This is a genomic window from Paludibacterium yongneupense DSM 18731, assembly GCF_000422925.1.
Taxonomy (GTDB): domain Bacteria; phylum Pseudomonadota; class Gammaproteobacteria; order Burkholderiales; family Chromobacteriaceae; genus Paludibacterium; species Paludibacterium yongneupense.
The window spans coordinates 54,012-74,903 of record NZ_AUGZ01000023.1 but is presented as its reverse complement, the minus strand read 5'-3'; the positions used below and the strand labels follow the sequence as shown (position 1 = coordinate 74,903).

Sequence of the window (20,892 nt, the reverse complement as noted above, 5' to 3'; positions counted from 1 at the left end):
TCAATCCTCGCCAAGGCGCTTGAGGGCCAACTCGGCCGCAAACTGGATATAGGGTTCGTCGGGGAATCGTGCTTCGAGGCGAGTCAGGGCCTCGCGCGCGGCCGGCGTCCCGACCTCGCACAGAAGGTCGACAGCCGTGCCGCAGACATTGACATGCGGCTCCCGCTCGATGACGTCGATCAGCCATCGTTCAACCAGGGGATGGCGCAGCGATTCGAGAATATTGACAGCAAAGATACGCACGTCCGGATTCTCGTCCGCAAGCAGATTTTCCATGATCGGCGCGACTTTCTCAGGCAATTCCTTCATCACTTCGACGGCCTCGTTGCGCAGACCCACCTGTTCGCTACGCAGGCAGTCGACCAGGCCGGCCACCGCCACCTCGTCGCCAATCAAGGTCAACGATGTCAACAGTGCCTCGCGCACACTGGGATGGCTTTCTTCTTTGAGACATGCCATCAGTGCCAGGCTGGCCTCAGGATAGGCCGCCAGATCGCGCGCCGCCCAGCGCCGGGCAGCCGGGTTCGGATAAGACAGCTCGGCCACCAGATCGGTGAAATCCCGAGGCGCAAGGCACTGATCGTCGCGATGGGGCTGCGCAACCGGCGGTTTCACGAAAGCCATTTTTTTCTCCTCACTGGCCTACCTGGCCCAGGTAATAATCTGGTTGGCGATCTTCTCGCAGGGCAGGACAACCGAAGCCCCGCCACGGGCGATCAATTCGGCCGGCATCCCGAACACCACGGCGGTTTCCTCCGCCTCCGCGATGGTCCGTCCGCCACGTTTCCGGATCTCGGTAAAGGCCTCGGCGCCGTCGTAGCCCATGCCGGTCAACATGACAGCGATGATCCGGGCCGGATCGCAATGCTCGAGTGCCGAGCGTCCGAGCAATTCCACCGAGGGATGCCAGAGAAACTCTGCGGCTTCAGGCTTGGCCAATATCGTGGGCTTGCCGTTGCGTTGCACCACGACCATATCCGCCCCCCCTTTGCCGATGTAGATGGTGCCGGCTTCCAATGTCATAGGCCGCGCGGCCTCTACCACCTGCATGGGGCACAAATCGTTCATGCGGTTTGAGAAAGGCAAAGTAAAGCTGGACGGCATATGCTGAGCAACGAGCACCGGCCAGGGAAAATCGGCAGGCAACAAGGGCAGAATGTCTTCCAGCGTACGCGGCCCCCCGGTCGAGACTCCGATGAGCACCAAGCCGTCGCTACCGATACCCGCACGCCCCCGCTCGGAATGCGCAGACTGTTGAGTGCGCTCGGCGCGAATACGCGATGAGAGGCTGCGCGCCGTCTTCGGCCGGGCGCTGGCGGCGGCACGCGCCTTGCTCACCACCTCGCGACGAATCTGGTCGATGGACAGCGAAATGGTGCCTCCCGGCTTCGCGACATAATCGACGGCCCCCAGGGCCAGGGCCTCGAAGGTGGCCAAGGCCCCCTTCTCGGTCAGCGACGAGACCATCACCACAGGCACCGGCCGCTCGGCCATCAGTAGCGAAAGTGCCGTCAGCCCATCCATTTCCGGCATGTTGATATCGAGCGTCACCACATCCGGCTCGAAAGCGGCGTTTTCCTCCACCGCCTCCCGGCCATTGCGTGCGATCCTAATCTCGAAGTCGCCCTCCGCCTCGAACAGCGAAGTGAGCTGGCGCCGCATCAGGGCCGAGTCATCGACAATCAGCACTTTAATCATGATGCCCCGGCCCCCTTACTCTGCCAGCGAGGCCAGACCTTGCAGGTCCTCGCCTTCCACCAGATGCGAAGGTTCGATCAACTGGATCAGACGCTTCTGCCTTTCGAGATTGGCGACGCGCCCGATCAGGCGGGCCTGCTCGCCAGACAGATGCGGAGCCACCTCGATGGAAGCACGGGCGACCTTCAGCACCTCGGTCACCGAATCGACAATGAAACCGGTGCGAACCCCGTTGAACGTGAAGACCATGATGCGCTGCTGCTCGTTGCGCTCCAGCGTCGCCAGGCCCAGACGCCGCCGCTGATCGACCACCGGCAGCACCGAACCGCGCAGATTGATCACCCCCTCGACAAAGCTTGGCGCCTTGGGCACATGAGTCAATTCGTCGGGAACCCGCACGATTTCCTGCACGCTGTCTATCGGCACGCCGAACTCTTCCCTACCGAGACGGAATACCACCATCTGTTCGTCATCCTCATTGCTGGGCTCGCCGCCGGCGGCGGCCTCGTCGGTCTGCGGGTCCATGGAACTCAAGGCCTCCTTGATGGCGGAGTGATGGAACATCGTGCCGGCCGAGATGACGGATACCAATCGCTGGCCTCCGTCCAGCCGGCAGATCTCGGTTATTTCGGATAGGTCGCCGTCGCGGGCAAACAGGCTGGGCATCGTGTCCACTTGCGACTTGGCGACGCGCAGCACTTCGTTGACACTGTCCATCACGACACCGACCGAGGTATTGCCGAGAGCCACGACAACGATACGGCTATGGTCGTCGGCCGCCTGCGGCGGCAGCCCGAACATGCGGCGCAAGCTGACCAGCGGCAACAGACGATTGCGCAGTGTCATGACGCCCAGCACATGAGATTCCGAATTCGGCACATGCACGATGTCCTCGGGCACCTGGACGATTTCCTGCACATCGTCGATGGTGATCGCGTATTCCTGCCCCGCCACCACGAAGCTGACCAGTTGCAGCTCGTCGCTGACCTTCGCATCGTCGGCGTCGAGGCTGCCCTCCCCTAGCCGCTGCGGCCCGGTGGCCTCCCCCGCCAGGCGGGCGATGTCCGCGAACTCGGCGGCAATCAATTTGGCGAAGTCGAGCAGCATGACCATGGCGTGGCCGCCAACATCCTTGAGCAAACCGGAAAGCAGCTCGGTATTCACCGTTCCCCGCAGAGAATCGACCCCCTCGATTCGGCCGGGCTCGACACCGACCACACTGGTCACGCGATCGACGACGAAGCCCAGCGGCTGACCGATATCGATGACGACGGCGCGCGTAGAGTCGTCGTATTCGTTTCCCGGAAAACCGAAGATGCGACGCAGCGAAATAATCGGCAGCACCCGCCCGCGCAGATTGGCCAGGCCATCGAGCGTCGGCGGCGCCAGCGGCACACGCACGACTTCGGGCACCCGGATGATTTCCTGCACCGGGGCCATATCGACGGCGAATACTTCGCTCCCCGTGATGAAGGTGACAAATTGGCGGATATTCGATTCCAGTACCTGGACGGTATCGCCCTCCAGTTCGGAAACCGTTCTCGCCGGTTCGAGAATTTCGGTAGTCATCTGAATCTCCTAGAGTTCATGGTCCGAAATTCAGGCGGCTTGCAGTTCGTCGGCCAGCGAGGCGATTTCCTCGATGGCGGCGGCCAGTTCTTCGGCGCCCTGCGACTGCTGGGTGGCCGCGGCACCGGCCTCCGCGGACGCCTTCTCGGCCTCCTGGGCGGCGGCGGCGATTTGATCGACGCCGGTCTTGACCTGGCCAAGTGCCGCAGCGATTTCATTGGCGGCCGTCAGAATTTCCTTGGCCCCCGCTTCGACGGCGGCAATATCCGTTTCGATAGTCATCAGGTTGGTGGTGCTGACTTTGGCTTTTTCGACTTCGGCCTGGCCGGTGACGGCGATTTCTTCGAGATCGCGTCCAACGACACCGATCTGGTCCTGCACAGCCTTGACCAAATCCTTGATGCGGTCGGCATTTTCGGCCGAATCATGTGCCAGATTGCGGATGTCGGTGGCAACGACGACGAAGCCTTTGCCAAACTCGCCGGCGCGGGCGGCTTCGATCGAGCCGTTGACCGCCAGCATATTGGTCTGGATCGAGACCGTGGCGATGGCATCGACGATCTTGTCGATTCGTCGCGAGACCAGTTCCAGGTCCTTGATCTGCCTGGCGCTCGCACGGGTCCCTGCAACCGACGACGTAATGCCGCTGATCAGTGAATCAACGGCGGTTTTGTTGGTGGCCAGCAAACTCTGCACCGCACTGAGCTTGTCCAGGTTCGCGCTTGAGCGGTTCTGCGCAAGCTCCAGGCCCTTTTCTATCTGGTTCAGCGCGGCGGCCGATTCTTCTGTGGCACCGGCCTGGACCTGTGCGCCCTTGCGTATCTGATCGATGGCGACCATGATTTGCGCGCCGGAACGATTGATTTCCTGCACGGCGGACGAGAGTTCCTCGGCGGCGGAGGCCACTTCCTCGGCGCTCTTGGCGACGTCGGTGGAATTTTTCAGGTCTTCGGCCAGTTCAGACAGGTTCTGCGCGGCCTGCTCGCATTCGGCCAGCGCTTGTGCCTGCTCGGCGACCGTTTTGCCGGCCTCCTCGGCGGAAGAGGATTGCTCCTCCGCCGCCGCCGCAATGGCTTCCGAGCCCTTGAGCGCCTGCTGCGAGGCGGTATTGGATTGCAGCGCACCGGCGGCAATCTCGCGCACGCCGGTAGCCACTTCGGCGATATCTATTCGGATTTTCTCAAGCTGAACAGATATGATCTCGCCGTTTTCCACTTCGCCTTCTATCGTCTTGGCCGAGGCATTGATGCCGTCGGCAATGACTTTGACCTCTGACTGGATCTGCCCAACCAGGTCCTGAATCTGCTTGGCGCTCTTCTCGGAGGTTTCCGCCAGCGTGCGCACTTCGTCTGCGACGACGGCAAAGCCCTTGCCATGCTGGCCGGCCCGTGCCGCCTCGATAGCCGCATTGAGCGCCAGCAGATTGGTCTGGTCGGCAATGCGTGCCACAGCCTTGACGATATCGCCGATATTGGCCGCCTGCTTTTCCAGTTCGGATACCATGGCCACCGATTCCGCCTGCCGCTTGGCTGCGACTCCGACATTGCTGATCAGGCCGGCGACATCAGTCGCCGCCTTGGCGATCAGCATTTGCGCCGCATCCGACTTGCTTTGGCCGATCTCGGCGCTCTGCAGCTGGCGATTGATGGCGCCTGCAACCTGGGTCAGGGCTGCGGTCGACTCCTGGGCGGCGCCGGAAGCTTCCTCGGCGCCGGTGGCGATCTGGTCGGCGGCGCGCTTCAGTTCTTCGGCCGCAGAGGCGGCCTCGTTGATCCCGGAGGCCAGCTGCCCGGTGGCCGCGGCGATACGTTCGGCGGCTTGCTGCTGCTTGGCCAGGGTCCGCGCTTTCTTGCGTTGGATATCGGCATCGCGCGCCGTAGCGACGGAAGACTTGCCAGCACTTTCCGGAACATCTGCGCTCAAGCGGGCTTGGGTGGTTTTCGTGACGATGGCCATCGTGCTTCTCCTCAAGAATAAAATTAAGTACAACGAACCGCGAACCGGATTGAAACGCGAGAGCGGGTCCGGCAGCGGACGCCATCCCAGCGGAACATGGCACGCACATGCAGACTCACCACACTCGAATGACTTGCATCGCCAAAGAGATAGCCCCGGTTGTAACCGCCTGCGCTCTGTCCCCGGCACAGGGCGATGAACGCGCCACGACCTCTACCCAGCTGCGTTTCGCATATCCCCACCAACGACGAATCCATATTGGATGGATGGCTGCATACCGAACATCAGGTAATCTCGTGCCGTTTGTGAGATTCAACATACGGTGTCGGGATTCCCCTACAGCGTGAAAGCCCATGGCCCGCAGCGGCGGGCCGGGTGCCTTCGCTGGAGAAGGATGTCGGGTCAGACAGTGGGCCATCGGCTGGGAGGAAGCGGAGTCTTGCAACGATAGGGGGTCATCCGGAGCGCTTGCGCCCGATGCGGATGCGGATGCGGGCTAGATCATGCACCGACGCTTCGCATGACACGGCCAAGCCTGGCGCGGATCGCGGTCACGCAGAGCGCGGGTGTCGTCGGGGGAAATCCGTTTTGTGTCAGCGGCCATCCGGCAGGACATGGCCGACCTTGGATGCCGGAGGACCCGGCAGCAGTGTTTCAGGCCCCCGACAGCCGCTTGCAAGCGGGCTAGCCGACCAAACCGTAGTCGAGAGCGCAACGCACCAGTTCTGCATCGTTGCGGAGATGCAGTTTATGCATCAGACGAACCTTGTGCGTGCTGACCGTCTTGTCGCTGATCGCGAGGGCTGTGGCGATCGTGGTAACATTCTGCCCCTGGGCCAGTAGAGTCATGATCTGCAGTTCGCGCGGCGACAGGCACGTATCGGGCGGCGAGACGCAGAAATATTCAAGCAGCACATCCCCGCCGATGGATGAGTCGACAAAACGGCCGCCGGATGCCACTTTGCGCATGGCCAGCATCAAGATGTCGGTGCAGCTTTTCTTGCTCACGAACCCGGCGGCTCCGGCCTGCAGCAGGCGTTTGACAACGTGGGGATCATCAGGCTGGCTGAAGACCAAGATCGGCGTCTGCGCGGTCGTATCGCGAATCGCCCCGATCAGTTCGCGACGAGCCATTCCAGGAACCAGATCAAGCAGAATCAAATCGAAGCGGTCGCGCCCCAGCGCCTCCAGAGCATCATCTCCGTTCGCCACCATGCCGGTGACGATGTAGCCGTCCATCTCCCGACAAAGCTCTCGCAGGCCCCGACGCACAAGAACGTGGTTGTCGGCAACGAATACCCTGATCACGATTTTTCCTGAATGGCACATACATCGCAGGATGCCTAAATGCAGGATGCTAGCCCATCAGAGAAACCGCATTTTCAAGTCAGGAATCAACCATGGGTAGGCCCACCCCTACCCCAAGCCGGTCGCGACGGCTCCCGCGGCCTATTCGATCAGATGGTGATCGATCGCATAACGTACCAGTTCCGCATTGCTCTGAAATCCCATCTTCAGCATCAGCCGTGCCTTGTGGGTACTGACTGTCTTGTCGCTGATGAAGCACTCTGCGGCAATCTCGGCAAGGCTGCGGCCACGCGCCAGGCTCTTCATGATCTGCAGCTCGCGCGGAGACAGCCGACCATGAGCCGCGGATTCGTGGCGTAGAGGGGGATCGAACATCACCTGTTCGATGATGGCAGAGTCGACAAAACGCCCGCCTTGAGCGACCCTGCGGATGGCGGCCACAAGAATGTCTTCGCTGCTGCCTTTCGTCACAAAACCGGAGGCGCCCGCATGCAGAACGCGCCTGACGATTTGCGGCTCATCATGCACGCTCAGGACGAGAATCGGCAACTTGGGGCGCAGTGCGCAAATCCGCGAAATGAGTTCGACCCCACTCAAGCCCGGCATACTGATGTCGAGTAACAGTAGATCAAACACACTACTGCCATCGCCCAAGCGTTTCAGCAACTCCTCGCCGCTGCTTACCATCCCTGCAGCTGATATATTACCGACATCACGAAAAAGTTCTTGCAGCCCTTTATGTATAATGGCATGATCATCTGCTATCATCACTTTTATCATAATATTCCCCCCTCCCTTCTATTTCTATCGGTATGCGTACCGCTATTTCGGTCCCGCAACCTACACTGCTGGTGATCCCCACCGTGCCCCCCAACATCAAGGCCCGTTCTTGAATGCCGATCAGGCCGAATGAACCGGGCTTACTGGTCGCACTATCAAAACCGATGCCATTATCACAAATTTTTAACAAATAATTTTCTACGCTTCGATTCAGTGTTATGTCCACCCGGCCGGCGCGCGCATGACGCGAAATATTGGTCAGCGATTCCTGAGTAATACGAAAGAGCGCGATTGCCTGACATTCATTCAGATGGATAGCGGTATCGATAATTCGCAAGTAGCAGGCGATGCCGTTGCTCACGGAGAATCGCTCTGCCAGCCATTCGAGTGCACTGATGATCCCCATGTCGAGTACGGCCGGACGCAAAGCCGAAGCGACATTGCGCGCCACAGACAGCGCCTTCTCCGACAACTCGAGTGCCTCCTGCAGAGGCTCGCCTTCGCGCAGGACCTTGCCCATCTGCTTGCGAACGAGCCGGGAAAGTTTCATCTGCAACCCGGTCAGGAGCTGCCCCAGCTCATCATGCACTTCGCGCGCGATGCGTTTGCGCTCGCCTTCGAGATCCTCTTCGCGGCGGGCAACCAGGCCGCGCAGCTGGCTGCGTGACGCCAACAGTTGGCGCTCGATGCGCTTGAGTTCGGAAATGTCTCGCCCGATGGCAAGTGCGCCGGTCACGGCACCCGTTTCATCGCGCTCGGCGACAAAACGTATCTGGTGAACGTGATCGGAAGGAGTTCGGGGATCAGGTACGAATATTTCGATTTCGCGGTCCAGGCCCGTCGCCAGCACCGAATCCAGGGCTTCCGCATAGACGTCGTACCGTCCATCACTCCATCTATCACGTATCCCCTTCCCGATTAAATCGGCTGCGCTCGTACCCAGGGTTCTTTCAAGCGCGATGTTGGCGTAAGTGACAGCCCCACTGCAGTCGTAACGGAGGATGTTGTCCGGCAAGCTTTGCGCCAGGGTTCTGAACTCGCGCTCGCGAATGGCGATGCATTCTTTCACCCGCTTCTCTTCGCTGATATCGCGCACGAGGGCCGCGGCGAAGGCCTGGCCATGCCATTCAAATAAAGAACTTCTTATTTCAACCGGAAATGTACTGCCATCCCGCCGCCGATGCCGACTTTCAAAGCAAGTCCCCAGTTTACAGACCAACGTACTGGAGAGCGTCGTCCCCTCCTCCGGCGCCAGGCCCGGATCAATATCGCTGACATTGAGTCTAAGCAAGGCATCGCGACTGTAGCCCAGCGCACGACACGCTTCTTCGTTGACATAGACAAGGCGCCCACCTCTCTCGATGAGATAGAACGCCTCGTGGGCCCGATCAAGCGCGAATCGCTTCAACTCAAGCTGTTGCTCCAAGCGCCATTGCTCGGTCACATCGATCATCACGCCGTACCAGAGAACACTGCCATCCGCTTCTTGGTGCGGCATGGAGCAGGCCGAAATCCAACGCTCGCCGCGCCGGGGCACATTCATCAGGAATGTGCAGCTGAAGGAGCTCATCTCACGCGTTGCATCTTCGATTTTTGCGAGAACCAGGGCTTGATATTCCTGGGGCACCAACGCGGCGAACGATGTCATATCCTTCGCCAGCTCGCCAGGCTGCAGCCCGAATGCCTCCCGGATGCGGGGGCTGACGTAGGGAAAGCTGAAATTGCCTTCGGGCAGCGAGCGGAAGGTATACACAAACCCCGGCAGATTCTCGGCGATATCGAGCATGTGCTGCCCGCTTTCTGCTCGTGCCAGCAAGGACTGCTCATAATCCTTGCGCTCGGTGATATCGCACCCGATGAGCAATGCCCCGTCAATCGCACCATTCGGTGCGCGCTCAGGCACAAAGCAAAGGCTGTGTGTCCGCAGTCCGCCCGAACCGGCTCGCAATGGGATCTCGATTCTTTCTGCGTCTTCACCCTGCAAGACCCGCTGCAAGGCGCAAGCGATCTCTTTGGCCCAGGCACTCGTTGCGCTTGCGATCCGCGCTTCGTCCGGCGTCTGTCCGATGAGGCACTCCAGCTCATGGGCAGACAAGCTCAAGGCTGCTCGATTCAGATAAGTCTTACGCCCTTGCCGGTCGTAACGGACGATGTAATAGGGTAGATTTTCTGCCAGCGTTCGAAATTCGTGCTCGCGGCACGGCTGGACGTTCTCCGCGTGTCGGCATTCGTGGATATCCCGGAACAAGACGATAAAACTCCCTTTTCCCGAGTCGCCTCCCGGATGCTTGACAATGGAAAGTTCAAACCAGCACGTCGCCAAAGGAAGCGGGATAGGCAGCACCTGGCCGAATGAGTAGCCGGAAACCTCTGCTTCCCCGATGGCTGACATGAGAATGGCAGCGCTGTCCGCTGAGAAGAAACCATGCACTGCCTGGCCAAGCAAAGCCTCTTTCTCCACCCCAAGCCGTTCTGGCGTACGCGCGAAAACATCCAGACAGCGCCCTTCCCGACTCATCTCAAGCGATAGCCCGGACAGCGCGCAGATGAGGCTATCGGTAAACGCCTTCACCTGCCGCAGATAGGCTTCCGCTTGCCTGCGCCCCTCGATCTCATTCCCCAATAATCGATCACCGGCATCAAGTTCGGCCATCAGCTCCGTGACTCGTCGCTCCAGCAGCTGCAGACGCCTATTCAATGGTGCGTTTCTTTTTCTATAACGGCGCATTCTTTATTTCCAACTCGATCAAGTATGACTAGAACGCATATCGGCAAATGTCCGCTATAAATTTAAGCCAGCGCGATTCGAACCTGCATCTGAAATAGCGCTACTTAATAAAATGATAAACCAAAATAGACGATCCACTGCGGCTGTCGATTGATATTCCATTGCTAGAGACGCAAAAATCACAGAGTCCTTTCTTGTTTAATTTAACGAACCAGTAGTTTAATCTTTAAAAATAATTACGGGTTTTGTTTAATGGTTTTTTACAAAATCCATCGAAACAGGACAATCAATCATCACTCTGCAGATTGGCGATTGTTCGTAAACGGCAAGAGTTACCCCTTCATTTTCGTATATTTCAATCAAGCAAAAAAAATGACAAGCGAGCTCGCCAGCTCTTAAAAAAGGCAATAGCGGCAATAATCGCTCCAGAAAACTCCACAGGCCCGATGCAGCATCGACCTCACAGCATCGTTCATAGCGGACCATGAATCACATTTGGTATATAAATGACATGCACCGTTTTGGAAGCGGGTCAGAAACCGCATCGCGGCAGGAGTAGTGCCTGGATTCGAATCGAAACCGCACGCGCCGCGGCGCTGCACAGACTGCGAATAGCAGCCTCTGTTTTTATCCCACCAACCATTGACTATTATTTAAGAAGAAAATATAAAATCAAGATGAAATTTAAAACAATTATCTATTTTCTAGCACAACTATAGACAACAATCGATGCGTCATCGGAAATAACTTCGCTGGCGTGCATGTCAAACAAGCCTTGATTCGTCAAGGCTTGTTTGTTCACTCATGACCCACTCCATCAGCACGGACACGTCGTCGTTGCGGCAGAGCGATGCATCGATCGCGGAAAGGTTCGATTCATTGATGTGTGCTAAGGGCCTCTCTGCGTGCGGCTGACGCCTGGCTGAAAACATGCGCTTCGACATTTGTGTTAAAAAATAATAACACCATAACCAATCATCGTATAAATTGCATCAAGTCATTTTCTAACTTCATGGAGAGCTATAATCTTGAATAAATATAAGATTTAACAAAAAAAGACAAATGGATTTATTATGCAATTAAGCATAGGGGACATCTACCAAGCGGCCATTGGCGCCCCCTGAAAGCAGCGGCATAGCCATCGTTCTGCAGGCAATGGACGGGAAGCGGCTGGCACGACACGGGTAGGGGCGCCATCCAGAAGGACGCGCGGCCCTGTACAGCGATCCATGTCACTGGACGGTAGTAAAGCAACGCTGCGGCGCAGAGGATTTTCAGCCCACCGGCCGCGATGCGCTGGAGGCGATGGAGCGCAAGCCGCCGTTACGGTCGCCGAGGCCTGCACGTCATCCTGCTGCCGTACTGTGGGTGGGAAATCGGAAAGCGGAGCCTGCTTCGACGCCGCAGGCACGCCCCGACGGATGGCCGCCCCGGGACGACAGAGCACGAAACGAACGAATTGCCCTCCTGACAAGGTCACTGCCTGCGGGATGGACACCCGGCTCGTGCGGGACGATTTCGCTAGCGGCTACGCCTCCATGCCCGGTCCGGGCCATCGGCTTCCGGACGGGATAAAGCGGGGGCGATACGGCGGGCACGATCGGGACCATGCCGACATCGCGTCGTCCCGTCATCGATGGCGCGCACCGCTTTGTTTTTGAAGCGGATGCGGAAGGGATACAAGAATGATCAGTACGCGAATTTCACGACTGGAATGGCTGAAGCCTGTCTCGGGATTCTCTGCCCAGCCGCCAGGCAGCGCTCGCCCGCGCCGGGGGCGGGGTGGCCAACGATCCCGGCCGGTTCACCTGCACCAGCTGGAAATCGATGGCACGACTCAGATATGGGCGTCGATGAATTCGGCCAGCTGCGTCTTCGACAAGGCGCCGACCTTGGTCGCCACCACCTGGCCATCCTTGAACAGCATCAGGGTCGGAATGCCGCGAATCCCATAGCGCCCGGCCACCTCCGCATTCGCATCGACATCGACTTTGGCGACGCTCAGGCGGTCGGCGTGACTCAGCGCAAGATCCTCCAGCAGCGGGGCGATCATTTTGCAGGGACCGCACCATTCGGCCCAGTAATCGACCAGAACCGGTCCTGACGCTTGCAGTACCTCGGCGTCGAACGTTGCGTCGCTGACATGCTTCATTGCCGTACTCATGATTGCTCCTTTTATTTATGTTCGCTTGCCCGCCACCCTGGCGCGGCAAGACCAGTACCTACACTCTATTGTTTTAAATTCTCCGCATAAAGTGCCAAAATGCGAATTTACTATTCAAAACCGTGAACAGTGAATGGACAAGTTACAAGCGATGGAAGTCTTCGTGCGTGTCGTCGAGACCGGCGGCATCACCAGCGCCGCGGCCAGCCTGCGCCTGCCGAAGTCGACGGCGACGACCCTGATTCAGAAACTTGAAGTCACCCTCGGCGTGAAACTCCTCAACCGCACCACCCGCCGCGTCAGCGTAACGCCGGATGGCGCCGCCTATTACACGCGCTGCCTGGCAATCCTGGCCGAGGTCAGAGACACCGAGGACTCGATCGCCCAGCATCATGCGCGTCCGGGTGGCAGACTGCGCATCGATGTGCCGACGCTGATGGCGCGCTCGGTCATTGTGCCCGCACTTCCCGTTTTCTTCGAACGCTACCCGGAAATCAAGCTGGAACTCGGTTGCAGCGAGCGTCGCGCCGAGCTGATCGAAGAAGGAATTGACTGCGCGGTGTGGAGCGGCGAGCTGCAAAACTCCAGCCTGGTCGCGCGCCGGGTCGGGCAGTTGTTTTTCGCCACCTGCGCCTCCCCCGCCTATCTTGCCGCGCATGGCCAACCGCTGCATCCGGCCGATCTGGCCGCGCATCGCTGCATCAATCATTTCTCGCCGCGCAGCGGCAAAATCGCCGACTGGATCTTCGCCAAGGATGGTGAACGCATCCAGGCTCCACTCGACGGTCATATCGCCCTGGACGACGAAAACAGCTATGTCGCGGCAGCCGAGGCCGGGCTCGGCATAGCCAAGATTCCGGCTTTCGTACTCAAGGACGCAATGGAACACGGCCGCCTCGAACTGGTGCTTGGCGACTGGTTGCCCGAACCGGTGCCTCTGTATATCGTCTACCCGCAAAACCGCCACCTGTCGGCCAAAGTCCGCGTCTTTGTCGACTGGATTGCCGAACTGTTCCAGGAACACGATGCCATCCAGTTGCGTTCGACCCTGCACCCTCCGTCGCTCGCCGCCGCGCGCAGGCGTGTTTGAGCATGTGCTTGCACGCGCTCATACGGTGATATAGCATCCCGTCAGAGCCTGATTACATGTGCTGCGCAAGCAGAATTCACGGCGCAGTCACAAGGAATGAACCATGAGTTTTAGTGTACTGGGTGCCAGCGCGGCGGCAGGGGCCTCGCTGCTGGACCTGATCGGCTCTGCAGGAACCAGCATCGCCCGCGAAGCATCGGCCTATCCGCTGGCAGCGGCCGTCCTCACGCTGGGCGCTTACGAAATCTTCGGCGACGATAGCAGCAGTCCTGCCCCCGTCACCAACAACCCGCCTAATCTCGGACAGCGGGTCGACACCCGGGCCTGAAACCCCGCCGGTCCCGCCCCGGAGTCGTCATCGATCCCGGCACCGCCCTTCGCTCCCCCGCCTTTGCTTCCGCCATTCCGGTCCCACGGCGCCACGCCGTCCTCTGCTTTGCCTGCGCTCGAACTGTAATCGTTTTCAGTAAAATACCTTAAACACGGAAATATGCACCGGTATTTTGCTTGTCAGCTCCAGGCTAAGAGAATGAAAGCCACATCCAAACGATCTATAAAAAATGTACTTTATATGATGCTACGCGTGAAAATATAGGTTTTCCTGTTCAATCCATGGATTACATCGGCTAAAAACGACGTTATGCCGCCAATGCATTCCAATTAGGAATGTGCATAATTACCACAGTCTATACATGATAGAGGCACAAGGTTTTGACAGAAAGGTCCGAGTCGCGTTGTAATCGTTTTCAACAGCGAGGTAAAACAAGCGGCGCGCTGCCGGACTCGCTGGGAACGATGAAGTCACAACAACAGGATTTCCCGCCGTGGCGGGAATGGAGCACCGGGCGCATTTCGCCTCTGCGCCGGTCTCGCCAACCATCCAAACGGAGTCACGACATGAAACTTCGCTACACGCTACTGGCCACCGCACTGTCCTGTGCCCTTGCAACGCCCGCCTTTGCCGCCGCCCATCCTCTCAAATCGGTCGGCGTCGCCGTCGGTGATCTGGCCAACCCCTTCTTCGTCGCCATCAGCAAAGGCGCGGAAGAGGTCGCCAAACAACTGGGTGGCCCCGGTGTCAAGGTCACGACCGTTTCCAGCAAGTACGATCTCAACACCCAAGTCGGCCAGATCGAGAATTTCATCGCCAACAAGGTCGACATCATTCTGATCAATGCCTCGGACCCCAAGGGCATCGCTCCGGTACTGAAAAAGGCGCGCGCGGCGGGCATCGCGGTGGTGGCCGTGGATGTGGGTGCCGAAGGTGCCGATGCCACGGTGATGTCGGACAACAGCATGGCGGGTGAGGAAGCATGCAAGTATCTGGTGAAAAAACTGAACGGCAAGGGCAATGTCGTGATCGTGAACGGCCCGCCTGTCACGGCCGTGATTTCGCGCGTATCCGGCTGCAAGAAGGTACTGGCGGCGGCCCCCGGCATCAAACTGCTGTCATTCAATCAGGATGGTCGCGGCAGCCGCGACGGCGGAATGGAGATCATGGCTAACCTGCTGACCGCACAGAAGAAAATTGATGCGGTATTCGCCATCAACGACCCGACCGCCATCGGCGCCGAGCTGGCGATCAAGCAGGCTGGGCGTAGCGACGTGAAGCTGATTACCTCGGTCGACGGCGCACCGGATGCAGAAGGTGCGCTCAAGAACAAGAAGGGGCTGTTTGCCGCTTCTGCCGCCCAGAACCCGTATCTGATGGCGCAGAAGGCGGTGCGCATCGGTTTCGACATCCTGAACGGCAAGCGCCCGGCACAGCCGGTCGTACTGATCCCGACGCCGCTGGTGACCCAGGATAACGTGGCCAGCTATACCGGCTGGGCCAAGCACTGATCCCGAACGGTTCCGTGCGCGGCGACACGGTCTGCCGCCGCGCACGGAGTCCCTTTCGCCTGTTCACGACTCGCCGCCCCCGGCGAACAAGGAGTTGCCATGAGCCGAGTGGTCCTGGAAATGTCCGGCATCAGCAAACGCTTTGGCGCCACCCGCGCGCTCGATCAGGTCAACCTGACCGCGCACAGCCATGAAGTGCTGGCCCTGATGGGCGAAAACGGAGCCGGAAAAAGCACACTGATGAAGGTACTATCCGGCGTCTATCAGCCGGATGCAGGCGAAGTGCGGCTGGAAGGCAAGCCGATACGCATCACCTGTCCGGCCGACGCCCGCGAGGCCGGCATCAATCTGATTTACCAGGAGCTGTCGGTCGCCCCCAATCTGACCGTAGCCGAAAATATTTTCATGGGGTCCGAGCCGCGCTTGAGCCTCGGACGCGTGGATCATGCAAGCATGAACCGCCGCGCTGAAGAAGTCCTCGCACGGCTGGGCGCCCGCTTTGGCGCGACAACGCCCGCACACCAGCTGAGCATCGCCGATCAGCAGCAAGTCGAAATCGCCCGCGCACTCGCGCACGAAGGCCGCGTCCTGATCATGGACGAACCCACAGCCGCCCTTTCCGACCGCGAGAGTGCACAGCTGTTCGAAGTCATAGGCAAACTGCGCGACGACGGCATGGCCATCATCTATATCAGCCACCGCATGGACGAGGTCTACAAGCTGGCCGATCGTATCACGGTGCTGCGCGACGGCGGCTATGTGGGCAGTCTGACCCGCGCCGAGAGCTCGCCACAGACGCTGGTGCGCATGATGGTCGGGCGCGCGCTCGATGATTTCTACCCGCCCAAGAGCCAAACCGGATTCGGCGCGGTCAAGCTCGAGGTTCAGGGCTTCAAGAGCAGCAAAGTCGAATCGGCCTCGTTCGCCGTTCGCGCCGGCGAAGTCCTCGGCCTGGCCGGTCTGGTCGGCGCCGGGCGCACCGAACTGGCGCGACTGATCTTCGGAGCCGACGCCAAAAGCGAAGGCCGCCTGCTGATAGACGGCAAAGAGGTCACGGTGAAGCAACCGCTGGACGCCATCCGCCTCGGCATCGGCTATTTGCCGGAAGACCGCAAGGGGCAAGGGCTGTTTCTGCAGTTGTCGGCGACGGCAAACACCGCGATGAATGTATTGCACGAGCATGCGCGTGCCGGCGTACTCGACCATCCGGCCTTGCGCGCGCTGACGCGCAAGGCCATCGATCAGCTCGCGATCAAGGTCTCCGGCAGCGAAGGCATCGTTGGCGGACTGTCCGGCGGCAACCAGCAGAAAGTCCTGCTGGCACGCTGGCTCGCCATCCGCCCCAAGGTGCTGATACTGGACGAGCCCACGCGCGGCGTGGATATCGGCGCCAAGGTCGAAATCTACCGCATCATCCATGAATTGGCGGCACAAGGCGTGGCCGTCATCTGCATATCCAGCGAACTGCCCGAGGTGATCGGCGTCTGCCACCGCGTCCTGGTGATGCGCGAAGGCGTCATCGCCGGCGAACTCGACGGCGATGACGTCAGCCAGGAAGCGATCATGACCCTGGCCACCCACCACCAGGCGGCCTGAGCGCCCCACCCCACCTTCAGGAGAATGACAATGTCCTCATCATCCAGCAGCGGGCAAGTCGACCGCAGCGCCTTTTCCGGCCCCGCGAGCGCGCGGCGCGCGGGCGGCCTGTTCCGCCGGATCGGCATGCTGCCGGTTCTGGTCCTGCTCTACCTCGGTTTCTATTTGCTCGCCCTGCACTTCAGCGACGACGGCAGCACCAACTTCATGACGATGGACAACACGCTGAATATTCTGCGTCAGACTTCGATCAATCTGGTACTGGCCTCGGGCATGACCTTCGTCATCCTGACGGCGGGGATAGACCTGTCGGTCGGCTCGATGCTCGCGGTCGCCGCCGTGCTCGGCATGCTGACCTCGATGCCCGGGCACGCGCAGGCCTTCGCCCTGCCGGTATTCATTCTGTCCGGGCTCGCGATGGGGATGCTCAACGGCTCGATGGTATCCTTTCTCGGGATCAATCCCTTCGTCGTGACCCTCGGCACCATGACCGCCCTGCGCGGGGCCGCGTATCTGTTCGCAGACGGCACCACCATACTCAACAACGACATCCCGAGCTTCGAATGGGTAGGCAATGGCAGCCTGTTCGCCATCCCCTGGCTGGTCTGGCTCGCCGCCGCCGTCGCGATCGCGTCCTGGTTCATACTGAAACGCACGGTACTCGGGCTGCATATCTACGCGGTCGGCGGCAACCCTCAGGCCGCGCGCCTGACCGGCATCAAGGTCAATCTGGTGCTGCTGTTCGTCTACTCGATCAACGGCCTGTATTCCGGCCTGGCCGGCGCGATGTCGGCCAGCCGCCTCTATGGCGCCAACGGCAACTGGGGCACCGGCTACGAGCTGGACGCCATCGCGGCGGTCGTGCTCGGGGGCACCAGTCTGTCGGGCGGCATAGGTTCGATCTGGGGCACGGTCATCGGCGCGCTGATCATCGGCGTGATGAACAACGGACTCACCATTCTCGGGGTGTCCTCGTTCTGGCAATACGTGGCCAAAGGCATCGTCATCGTGCTGGCGGTCATCCTGGACAAATGGCGCCAGAAACACAGTGCCGCGAATTGAATACGGGAGCGATAACGCAATGAACGCAACACTGCCGCGGGTCGTGGTCTTCGGCGAGGCCCTCACCGATTTTCTGCAAGTCGCCCCGGGCGTCTGGCACAGCCGGGTCGGCGGCGCCTGCTGGAACGTGGCGCGCGCCGTCGCCAGCCTCGGCGTCGCCGCCGCCTTCGCCGGAGCCGTCAGCGAAGACGATCTCGGCGAGGAGCTCGCGCAGGCGACGGCAGCAGCGGGGCTGGACCTGCGCTTTTTGCAACGCGCGGCCAAGCCGCCGTTTCTGGCGCTGGTTCCGTCGCAGCATCCGCCGCGCTATTTCTTCGCCGGCGGCGACTCGGCCGACCTGGCCTTCGACCCGGACTCGCTGCCGCCAGGCTGGCTTGACGCGGCCGAGGTACTGCATTTCGGATCGATCAGCCTCGCGCGCCAGCCTCTGGCCGAACGTCTGCTCGTGGTTGCCCGGGCCGCGCATGCACGCGGCAAGCGCATCACATTCGACCCCAACTGGCGCAATCTGATGGATGAGGCCTACCAGCCGGTCTTCGAGCAAATGGTGAAACTCGCCAGCGACATCAAGCTGTCGGACGAAGATCTGGCCCGGCTGCTGCCGGGCTTGAGCGCCCGCGAAGGGCTCGCGCGGCTGCTGCAATGGAACCCGTCGGCGCGCATTCTGTTCACCGAAGGCGAAAAAGGCCTGCGACTGGTGAGCGCGGGCCAGGAAACGGTACAGCCGGCTTACCCGGTCGCGGTGGCCGATACCGTCGGCGCCGGCGACGCGAGCCTGGCCGGCTGGATCGTCGCCACGCTGACCGCACCGCAGACGACGATCACCGCGGCACTGGCCTTTGCCGCCGCCAGCGCGGCAGTCGCCTGCCTCCATGCCGGCGCGCACTCGCCGACCCGGGACGAAGTCCGGGCAGTGCAGTCGGCCTGATCGCAAAACGCCCGCCCCTGCTACCGGGCGGGCGTCAGGCCAGCAGGTTTTCCATCCAGCGCTGGGCGATCAATGCCTGCTCGCCGCCGATGCTCGCCTCAGTCTGGTTGGCGACGCACTCGAGAACATGCTCGACCATGGGCGCAAAACCGCGCAACTCGAGTACGCTTTGCCAGTTGCCGGCATTCTCGACCCGGGTCGTCCCTCTCAGCTCCTGCTCCATCCGGTTCAGGTCCCTGACGCGCAACACCGTATCGCGTGCCACCACGTCCAGCGTTTCCATCCGCGTGCCGGCCGCCCGGTGCATGGCAATGGTCACCATCGCATCGCGGTGGCGAAAGACATGGCTTGCAAACACCAACTCGCCATCGGTGCTGGCATTGATCTGTCCGGCCAACAGGGTCATCTCGCCGTCGCACAGCCACAGAACCGTGTCGAGCAGATGCAGGTAATCGTCGAACAGCGTGAAACGCAGGCTGTTGCCGATACCGTCGAGGCGATGCTTTTCGAAGCGCACCGACGCCGCAGCCGTCATCAGTTGCCGGGCGGGCTGATAAAAGGGTGCGAAACGGCGATTGAAGCCCACCATCAATCCCAGCCGCTGGCGACGCGCGAGTTCAAGCAGCGCCTCCGCCTGCGGCAGCGTATCGGCCAACGGCTTGTCGACATAGACATGCACACCGTGACGCAGCAAAAAATCCGCGACTTCGTAATGGCTGCTGGTCGAACTGTGGACAAAAGCGATATCGCATTCGCCAGACAGTTCCGCGAGCGAGGCAAAGGGGCGAATACGGTAATCGCGACACAGCAGCGTCGTCTTCTGCCGGTCGGGCGAGTAAGCCCCGACCAGTTCCCACTGCCGGGCCCGCGATAGAATCGGCAGATAAACTTTCTGCGCGATCCCGCCCAGTCCCACGATCGCTACCCGCACCTTGCGCATGAACTCATCCTGTCGTGATATCGGGGTTCATTGTAGGCCTTCATGGCTTGGAGCGGCCAGGAGACGTCCGGCCATGCCGCGCCTCCCCCGCTTCGCCTGCTCCAGATCAAGGCCCGGCCCTGTCGCCGCGGCAGCGACATGCCTACAATTTCCGTGTCCCCTCCATCCCGCTCACACTGGAGCCTGCATGCCATCGAAAGCCCTCATACTCGCCCTCTTGTTGCCCGCCGCCTCCATGGCCCAGGCGGACGTGACCCTGTATGCCGCCGGCAGCCTGCAAGGCGCGCTGCGCGAAATCGATGCCGCCTTCACCGCCGGCACCGGTATTGCGGTGCACGCCGAATTCGGTCCGGCGGGCCTCATGCGCGAACGGATCGAGCATGGCGGCAACGCCGATGTGTTCGCCTCGGCCGACATGAAGCAACCGCACAAGCTGGTGGCGGACGGCCGCGCCGAGTTCGCGGTCCGCTTTACCGGCAACCGCCTGTGCGCGATGGCCAAACCCGCCCTCGGCCTGACAAGCGGCAACCTGCTGGCCAAGATGCTGGATCCGACACTCAAGCTCGGCACATCGACGCCGGGAGCGGACCCCGCCGGCGACTACACCTGGGCCGTTTTCGCCAAGGCGGAGGCCCTGCAGGGCCGCGCCGAAGCCCGCCTCAAGGCCAAGGCCCTGTCGCTGGTCGGCGGCCCGGCGGCGGCCCCTGTACCGGCAGGCAAAAACGCGATACCTTACCTGCTCGACAGTGGCCAGGCCGACCTGTTCATCGCCTATTGCACCACCGGACGCCAGGCCAGGCGCGAGGGTGTCGACCTGACCGTGGTCGACATGCCGCCGGCGCTCGCGCAACGCGCGGATTACGGCCTGACCGTGCTCCGGAAAAGCTCGCCCGACGCCGCGCGGCTCGCGCTGTTCATGCTGTCCGAACCGGCGCAGGCGATTCTCGAACGCTGGGGTTTCGAGCCACAGACCGGACGGCCCTGAACGGCGATCGCGGCAGGCGCCGCGCGCTACGGAGAATGGATTTGCCGCAGGACATCGCCACGGGCGCAGCAGCGCCGCTTTGCCGCCGCTGCGCCCACTACTACATCACCCATGACGCCCGCTTCGCTTACGCCTGCCGTGCGATGAACTTCAAAAGCCGGCGCGCGCCGATTTTTGACGTGGTGGACGCTTCGGGACAGTCGTGCCAGTTTTTCCGGCCCAAACGCGCGGCTGGCACGGCCTAGA

The 20,892-nt window shown here is 60.7% G+C and carries 17 protein-coding genes; 8 read left to right on the top strand and 9 right to left on the bottom strand.

All coding sequences use genetic code 11. From position 1 onward, the window contains the following. The 8 genes from G520_RS0109780 to trxA all read right to left on the bottom strand — a co-directional run bounded on the left by G520_RS0109780 (position 1) and on the right by trxA (position 12,203). On the bottom strand, positions 1-624 hold the full coding sequence (locus G520_RS0109780) for a HEAT repeat domain-containing protein (RefSeq protein ID WP_028535502.1): 624 nt from the start codon (positions 622-624) through the stop codon (positions 1-3). Positions 625-642: 18 nt separating this feature from the next. After that, positions 643-1,698, bottom strand: coding sequence for a chemotaxis-specific protein-glutamate methyltransferase CheB (cheB, locus tag G520_RS0109775; protein WP_028535501.1), 1,056 nt, complete (start codon positions 1,696-1,698; stop codon positions 643-645). A gap of 15 nt (positions 1,699-1,713) precedes the next feature. Beyond that, a complete protein-coding gene (locus G520_RS0109770; protein ID WP_028535500.1) occupies positions 1,714-3,267 on the bottom strand; it encodes a chemotaxis protein CheW in 1,554 nt (517 codons plus the stop codon). A 30-nt stretch (positions 3,268-3,297) separates the two neighbouring features. Further along, complete coding sequence (locus tag G520_RS0109765) at positions 3,298-5,223, bottom strand: methyl-accepting chemotaxis protein (RefSeq protein WP_028535499.1); 1,926 nt, start codon at positions 5,221-5,223, stop codon at positions 3,298-3,300. 684 nt (positions 5,224-5,907) lie between these two features. Further along, entirely contained in the window at positions 5,908-6,552 is a 645-nt protein-coding gene (locus G520_RS0109760; protein WP_084637560.1) for a response regulator, read from the bottom strand. A gap of 120 nt (positions 6,553-6,672) precedes the next feature. Further along, positions 6,673-7,311 carry a response regulator gene (locus G520_RS0109755; protein WP_028535497.1) on the bottom strand — a complete coding sequence of 213 codons (639 nt, stop codon included), beginning with the start codon at positions 7,309-7,311 and terminating at the stop codon, positions 6,673-6,675. Beyond that, entirely contained in the window at positions 7,286-9,964 is a 2,679-nt protein-coding gene (locus tag G520_RS23960; protein WP_051229302.1) for a PAS domain-containing sensor histidine kinase, read from the bottom strand. Before G520_RS23960 ends, G520_RS0109755 begins: the two co-directional genes overlap by 26 nt. A gap of 1,912 nt (positions 9,965-11,876) precedes the next feature. Beyond that, on the bottom strand, positions 11,877-12,203 hold the full coding sequence (trxA, locus tag G520_RS0109745) for a thioredoxin TrxA (protein ID WP_036665934.1): 327 nt from the start codon (positions 12,201-12,203) through the stop codon (positions 11,877-11,879). Between the two features lie 133 nt (positions 12,204-12,336). Here trxA and G520_RS0109740 point away from each other — a divergent pair, with 133 nt between their 5' ends. The 6 genes from G520_RS0109740 to G520_RS0109715 all read left to right on the top strand — a co-directional run bounded on the left by G520_RS0109740 (position 12,337) and on the right by G520_RS0109715 (position 18,721). Then, positions 12,337-13,293 carry a LysR family transcriptional regulator gene (locus tag G520_RS0109740; protein ID WP_028535495.1) on the top strand — a complete coding sequence of 319 codons (957 nt, stop codon included), beginning with the start codon at positions 12,337-12,339 and terminating at the stop codon, positions 13,291-13,293. Positions 13,294-13,396: 103 nt separating this feature from the next. Next, a complete protein-coding gene (locus G520_RS0109735) occupies positions 13,397-13,621 on the top strand; it encodes a hypothetical protein (RefSeq protein ID WP_028535494.1) in 225 nt (74 codons plus the stop codon). 569 nt (positions 13,622-14,190) lie between these two features. Continuing rightward, the gene (locus G520_RS0109730; protein ID WP_028535493.1) at positions 14,191-15,135 is read left to right on the top strand and encodes an ABC transporter substrate-binding protein; all 945 of its coding nucleotides are present in this window, start codon (positions 14,191-14,193) and stop codon (positions 15,133-15,135) included. A 99-nt stretch (positions 15,136-15,234) separates the two neighbouring features. Next, positions 15,235-16,731 carry a sugar ABC transporter ATP-binding protein gene (locus G520_RS0109725; protein ID WP_028535492.1) on the top strand — a complete coding sequence of 499 codons (1,497 nt, stop codon included), beginning with the start codon at positions 15,235-15,237 and terminating at the stop codon, positions 16,729-16,731. A 30-nt stretch (positions 16,732-16,761) separates the two neighbouring features. Next, positions 16,762-17,793, top strand: a complete 1,032-nt coding sequence (locus G520_RS0109720) for an ABC transporter permease subunit (protein ID WP_028535491.1) — start codon at positions 16,762-16,764, stop codon at positions 17,791-17,793. Between the two features lie 19 nt (positions 17,794-17,812). Beyond that, a complete protein-coding gene (locus G520_RS0109715) occupies positions 17,813-18,721 on the top strand; it encodes a carbohydrate kinase family protein (RefSeq protein WP_028535490.1) in 909 nt (302 codons plus the stop codon). 34 nt (positions 18,722-18,755) lie between these two features. On the opposite strand, the gene G520_RS0109710 is transcribed toward G520_RS0109715, so the two are convergent. Next, positions 18,756-19,661, bottom strand: coding sequence for a Gfo/Idh/MocA family protein (locus tag G520_RS0109710; protein WP_051229301.1), 906 nt, complete (start codon positions 19,659-19,661; stop codon positions 18,756-18,758). Between the two features lie 187 nt (positions 19,662-19,848). Here G520_RS0109710 and G520_RS0109705 point away from each other — a divergent pair, with 187 nt between their 5' ends. Together G520_RS0109705 and G520_RS0109700 are read left to right on the top strand one after the other, a co-directional pair. Beyond that, positions 19,849-20,646 (top strand): molybdate ABC transporter substrate-binding protein, encoded by a 798-nt coding sequence (locus G520_RS0109705; RefSeq protein WP_028535488.1) that lies wholly within the window; start codon positions 19,849-19,851, stop codon positions 20,644-20,646. A gap of 35 nt (positions 20,647-20,681) precedes the next feature. Next, entirely contained in the window at positions 20,682-20,891 is a 210-nt protein-coding gene (locus G520_RS0109700) for a hypothetical protein (RefSeq protein WP_051229300.1), read from the top strand. The last annotated feature ends 1 nt before the right edge of the window (position 20,892 follow it).

Coding starts and splice junctions, on each gene's coding strand:
- trxA (WP_036665934.1), bottom strand. CDS start 12,203: ATGAGTACGGCAATGAAGCATGTCAGCGACGCAACGTTCGACGCCGAG.
- G520_RS0109770 (WP_028535500.1), bottom strand. CDS start 3,267: ATGACTACCGAAATTCTCGAACCGGCGAGAACGGTTTCCGAACTGGAG.
- G520_RS0109720 (WP_028535491.1), top strand. CDS start 16,762: ATGTCCTCATCATCCAGCAGCGGGCAAGTCGACCGCAGCGCCTTTTCC.
- G520_RS0109760 (WP_084637560.1), bottom strand. CDS start 6,552: ATGTGCCATTCAGGAAAAATCGTGATCAGGGTATTCGTTGCCGACAAC.
- G520_RS0109730 (WP_028535493.1), top strand. CDS start 14,191: ATGAAACTTCGCTACACGCTACTGGCCACCGCACTGTCCTGTGCCCTT.
- G520_RS0109735 (WP_028535494.1), top strand. CDS start 13,397: ATGAGTTTTAGTGTACTGGGTGCCAGCGCGGCGGCAGGGGCCTCGCTG.
- G520_RS0109710 (WP_051229301.1), bottom strand. CDS start 19,661: ATGCGCAAGGTGCGGGTAGCGATCGTGGGACTGGGCGGGATCGCGCAG.
- G520_RS0109705 (WP_028535488.1), top strand. CDS start 19,849: ATGCCATCGAAAGCCCTCATACTCGCCCTCTTGTTGCCCGCCGCCTCC.
- G520_RS0109755 (WP_028535497.1), bottom strand. CDS start 7,311: ATGATAAAAGTGATGATAGCAGATGATCATGCCATTATACATAAAGGG.
- G520_RS0109740 (WP_028535495.1), top strand. CDS start 12,337: ATGGACAAGTTACAAGCGATGGAAGTCTTCGTGCGTGTCGTCGAGACC.
- G520_RS0109700 (WP_051229300.1), top strand. CDS start 20,682: ATGGATTTGCCGCAGGACATCGCCACGGGCGCAGCAGCGCCGCTTTGC.
- G520_RS0109765 (WP_028535499.1), bottom strand. CDS start 5,223: ATGGCCATCGTCACGAAAACCACCCAAGCCCGCTTGAGCGCAGATGTT.
- cheB (WP_028535501.1), bottom strand. CDS start 1,698: ATGATTAAAGTGCTGATTGTCGATGACTCGGCCCTGATGCGGCGCCAG.
- G520_RS0109780 (WP_028535502.1), bottom strand. CDS start 624: ATGGCTTTCGTGAAACCGCCGGTTGCGCAGCCCCATCGCGACGATCAG.
- G520_RS23960 (WP_051229302.1), bottom strand. CDS start 9,964: ATGGCCGAACTTGATGCCGGTGATCGATTATTGGGGAATGAGATCGAG.
- G520_RS0109725 (WP_028535492.1), top strand. CDS start 15,235: ATGAGCCGAGTGGTCCTGGAAATGTCCGGCATCAGCAAACGCTTTGGC.
- G520_RS0109715 (WP_028535490.1), top strand. CDS start 17,813: ATGAACGCAACACTGCCGCGGGTCGTGGTCTTCGGCGAGGCCCTCACC.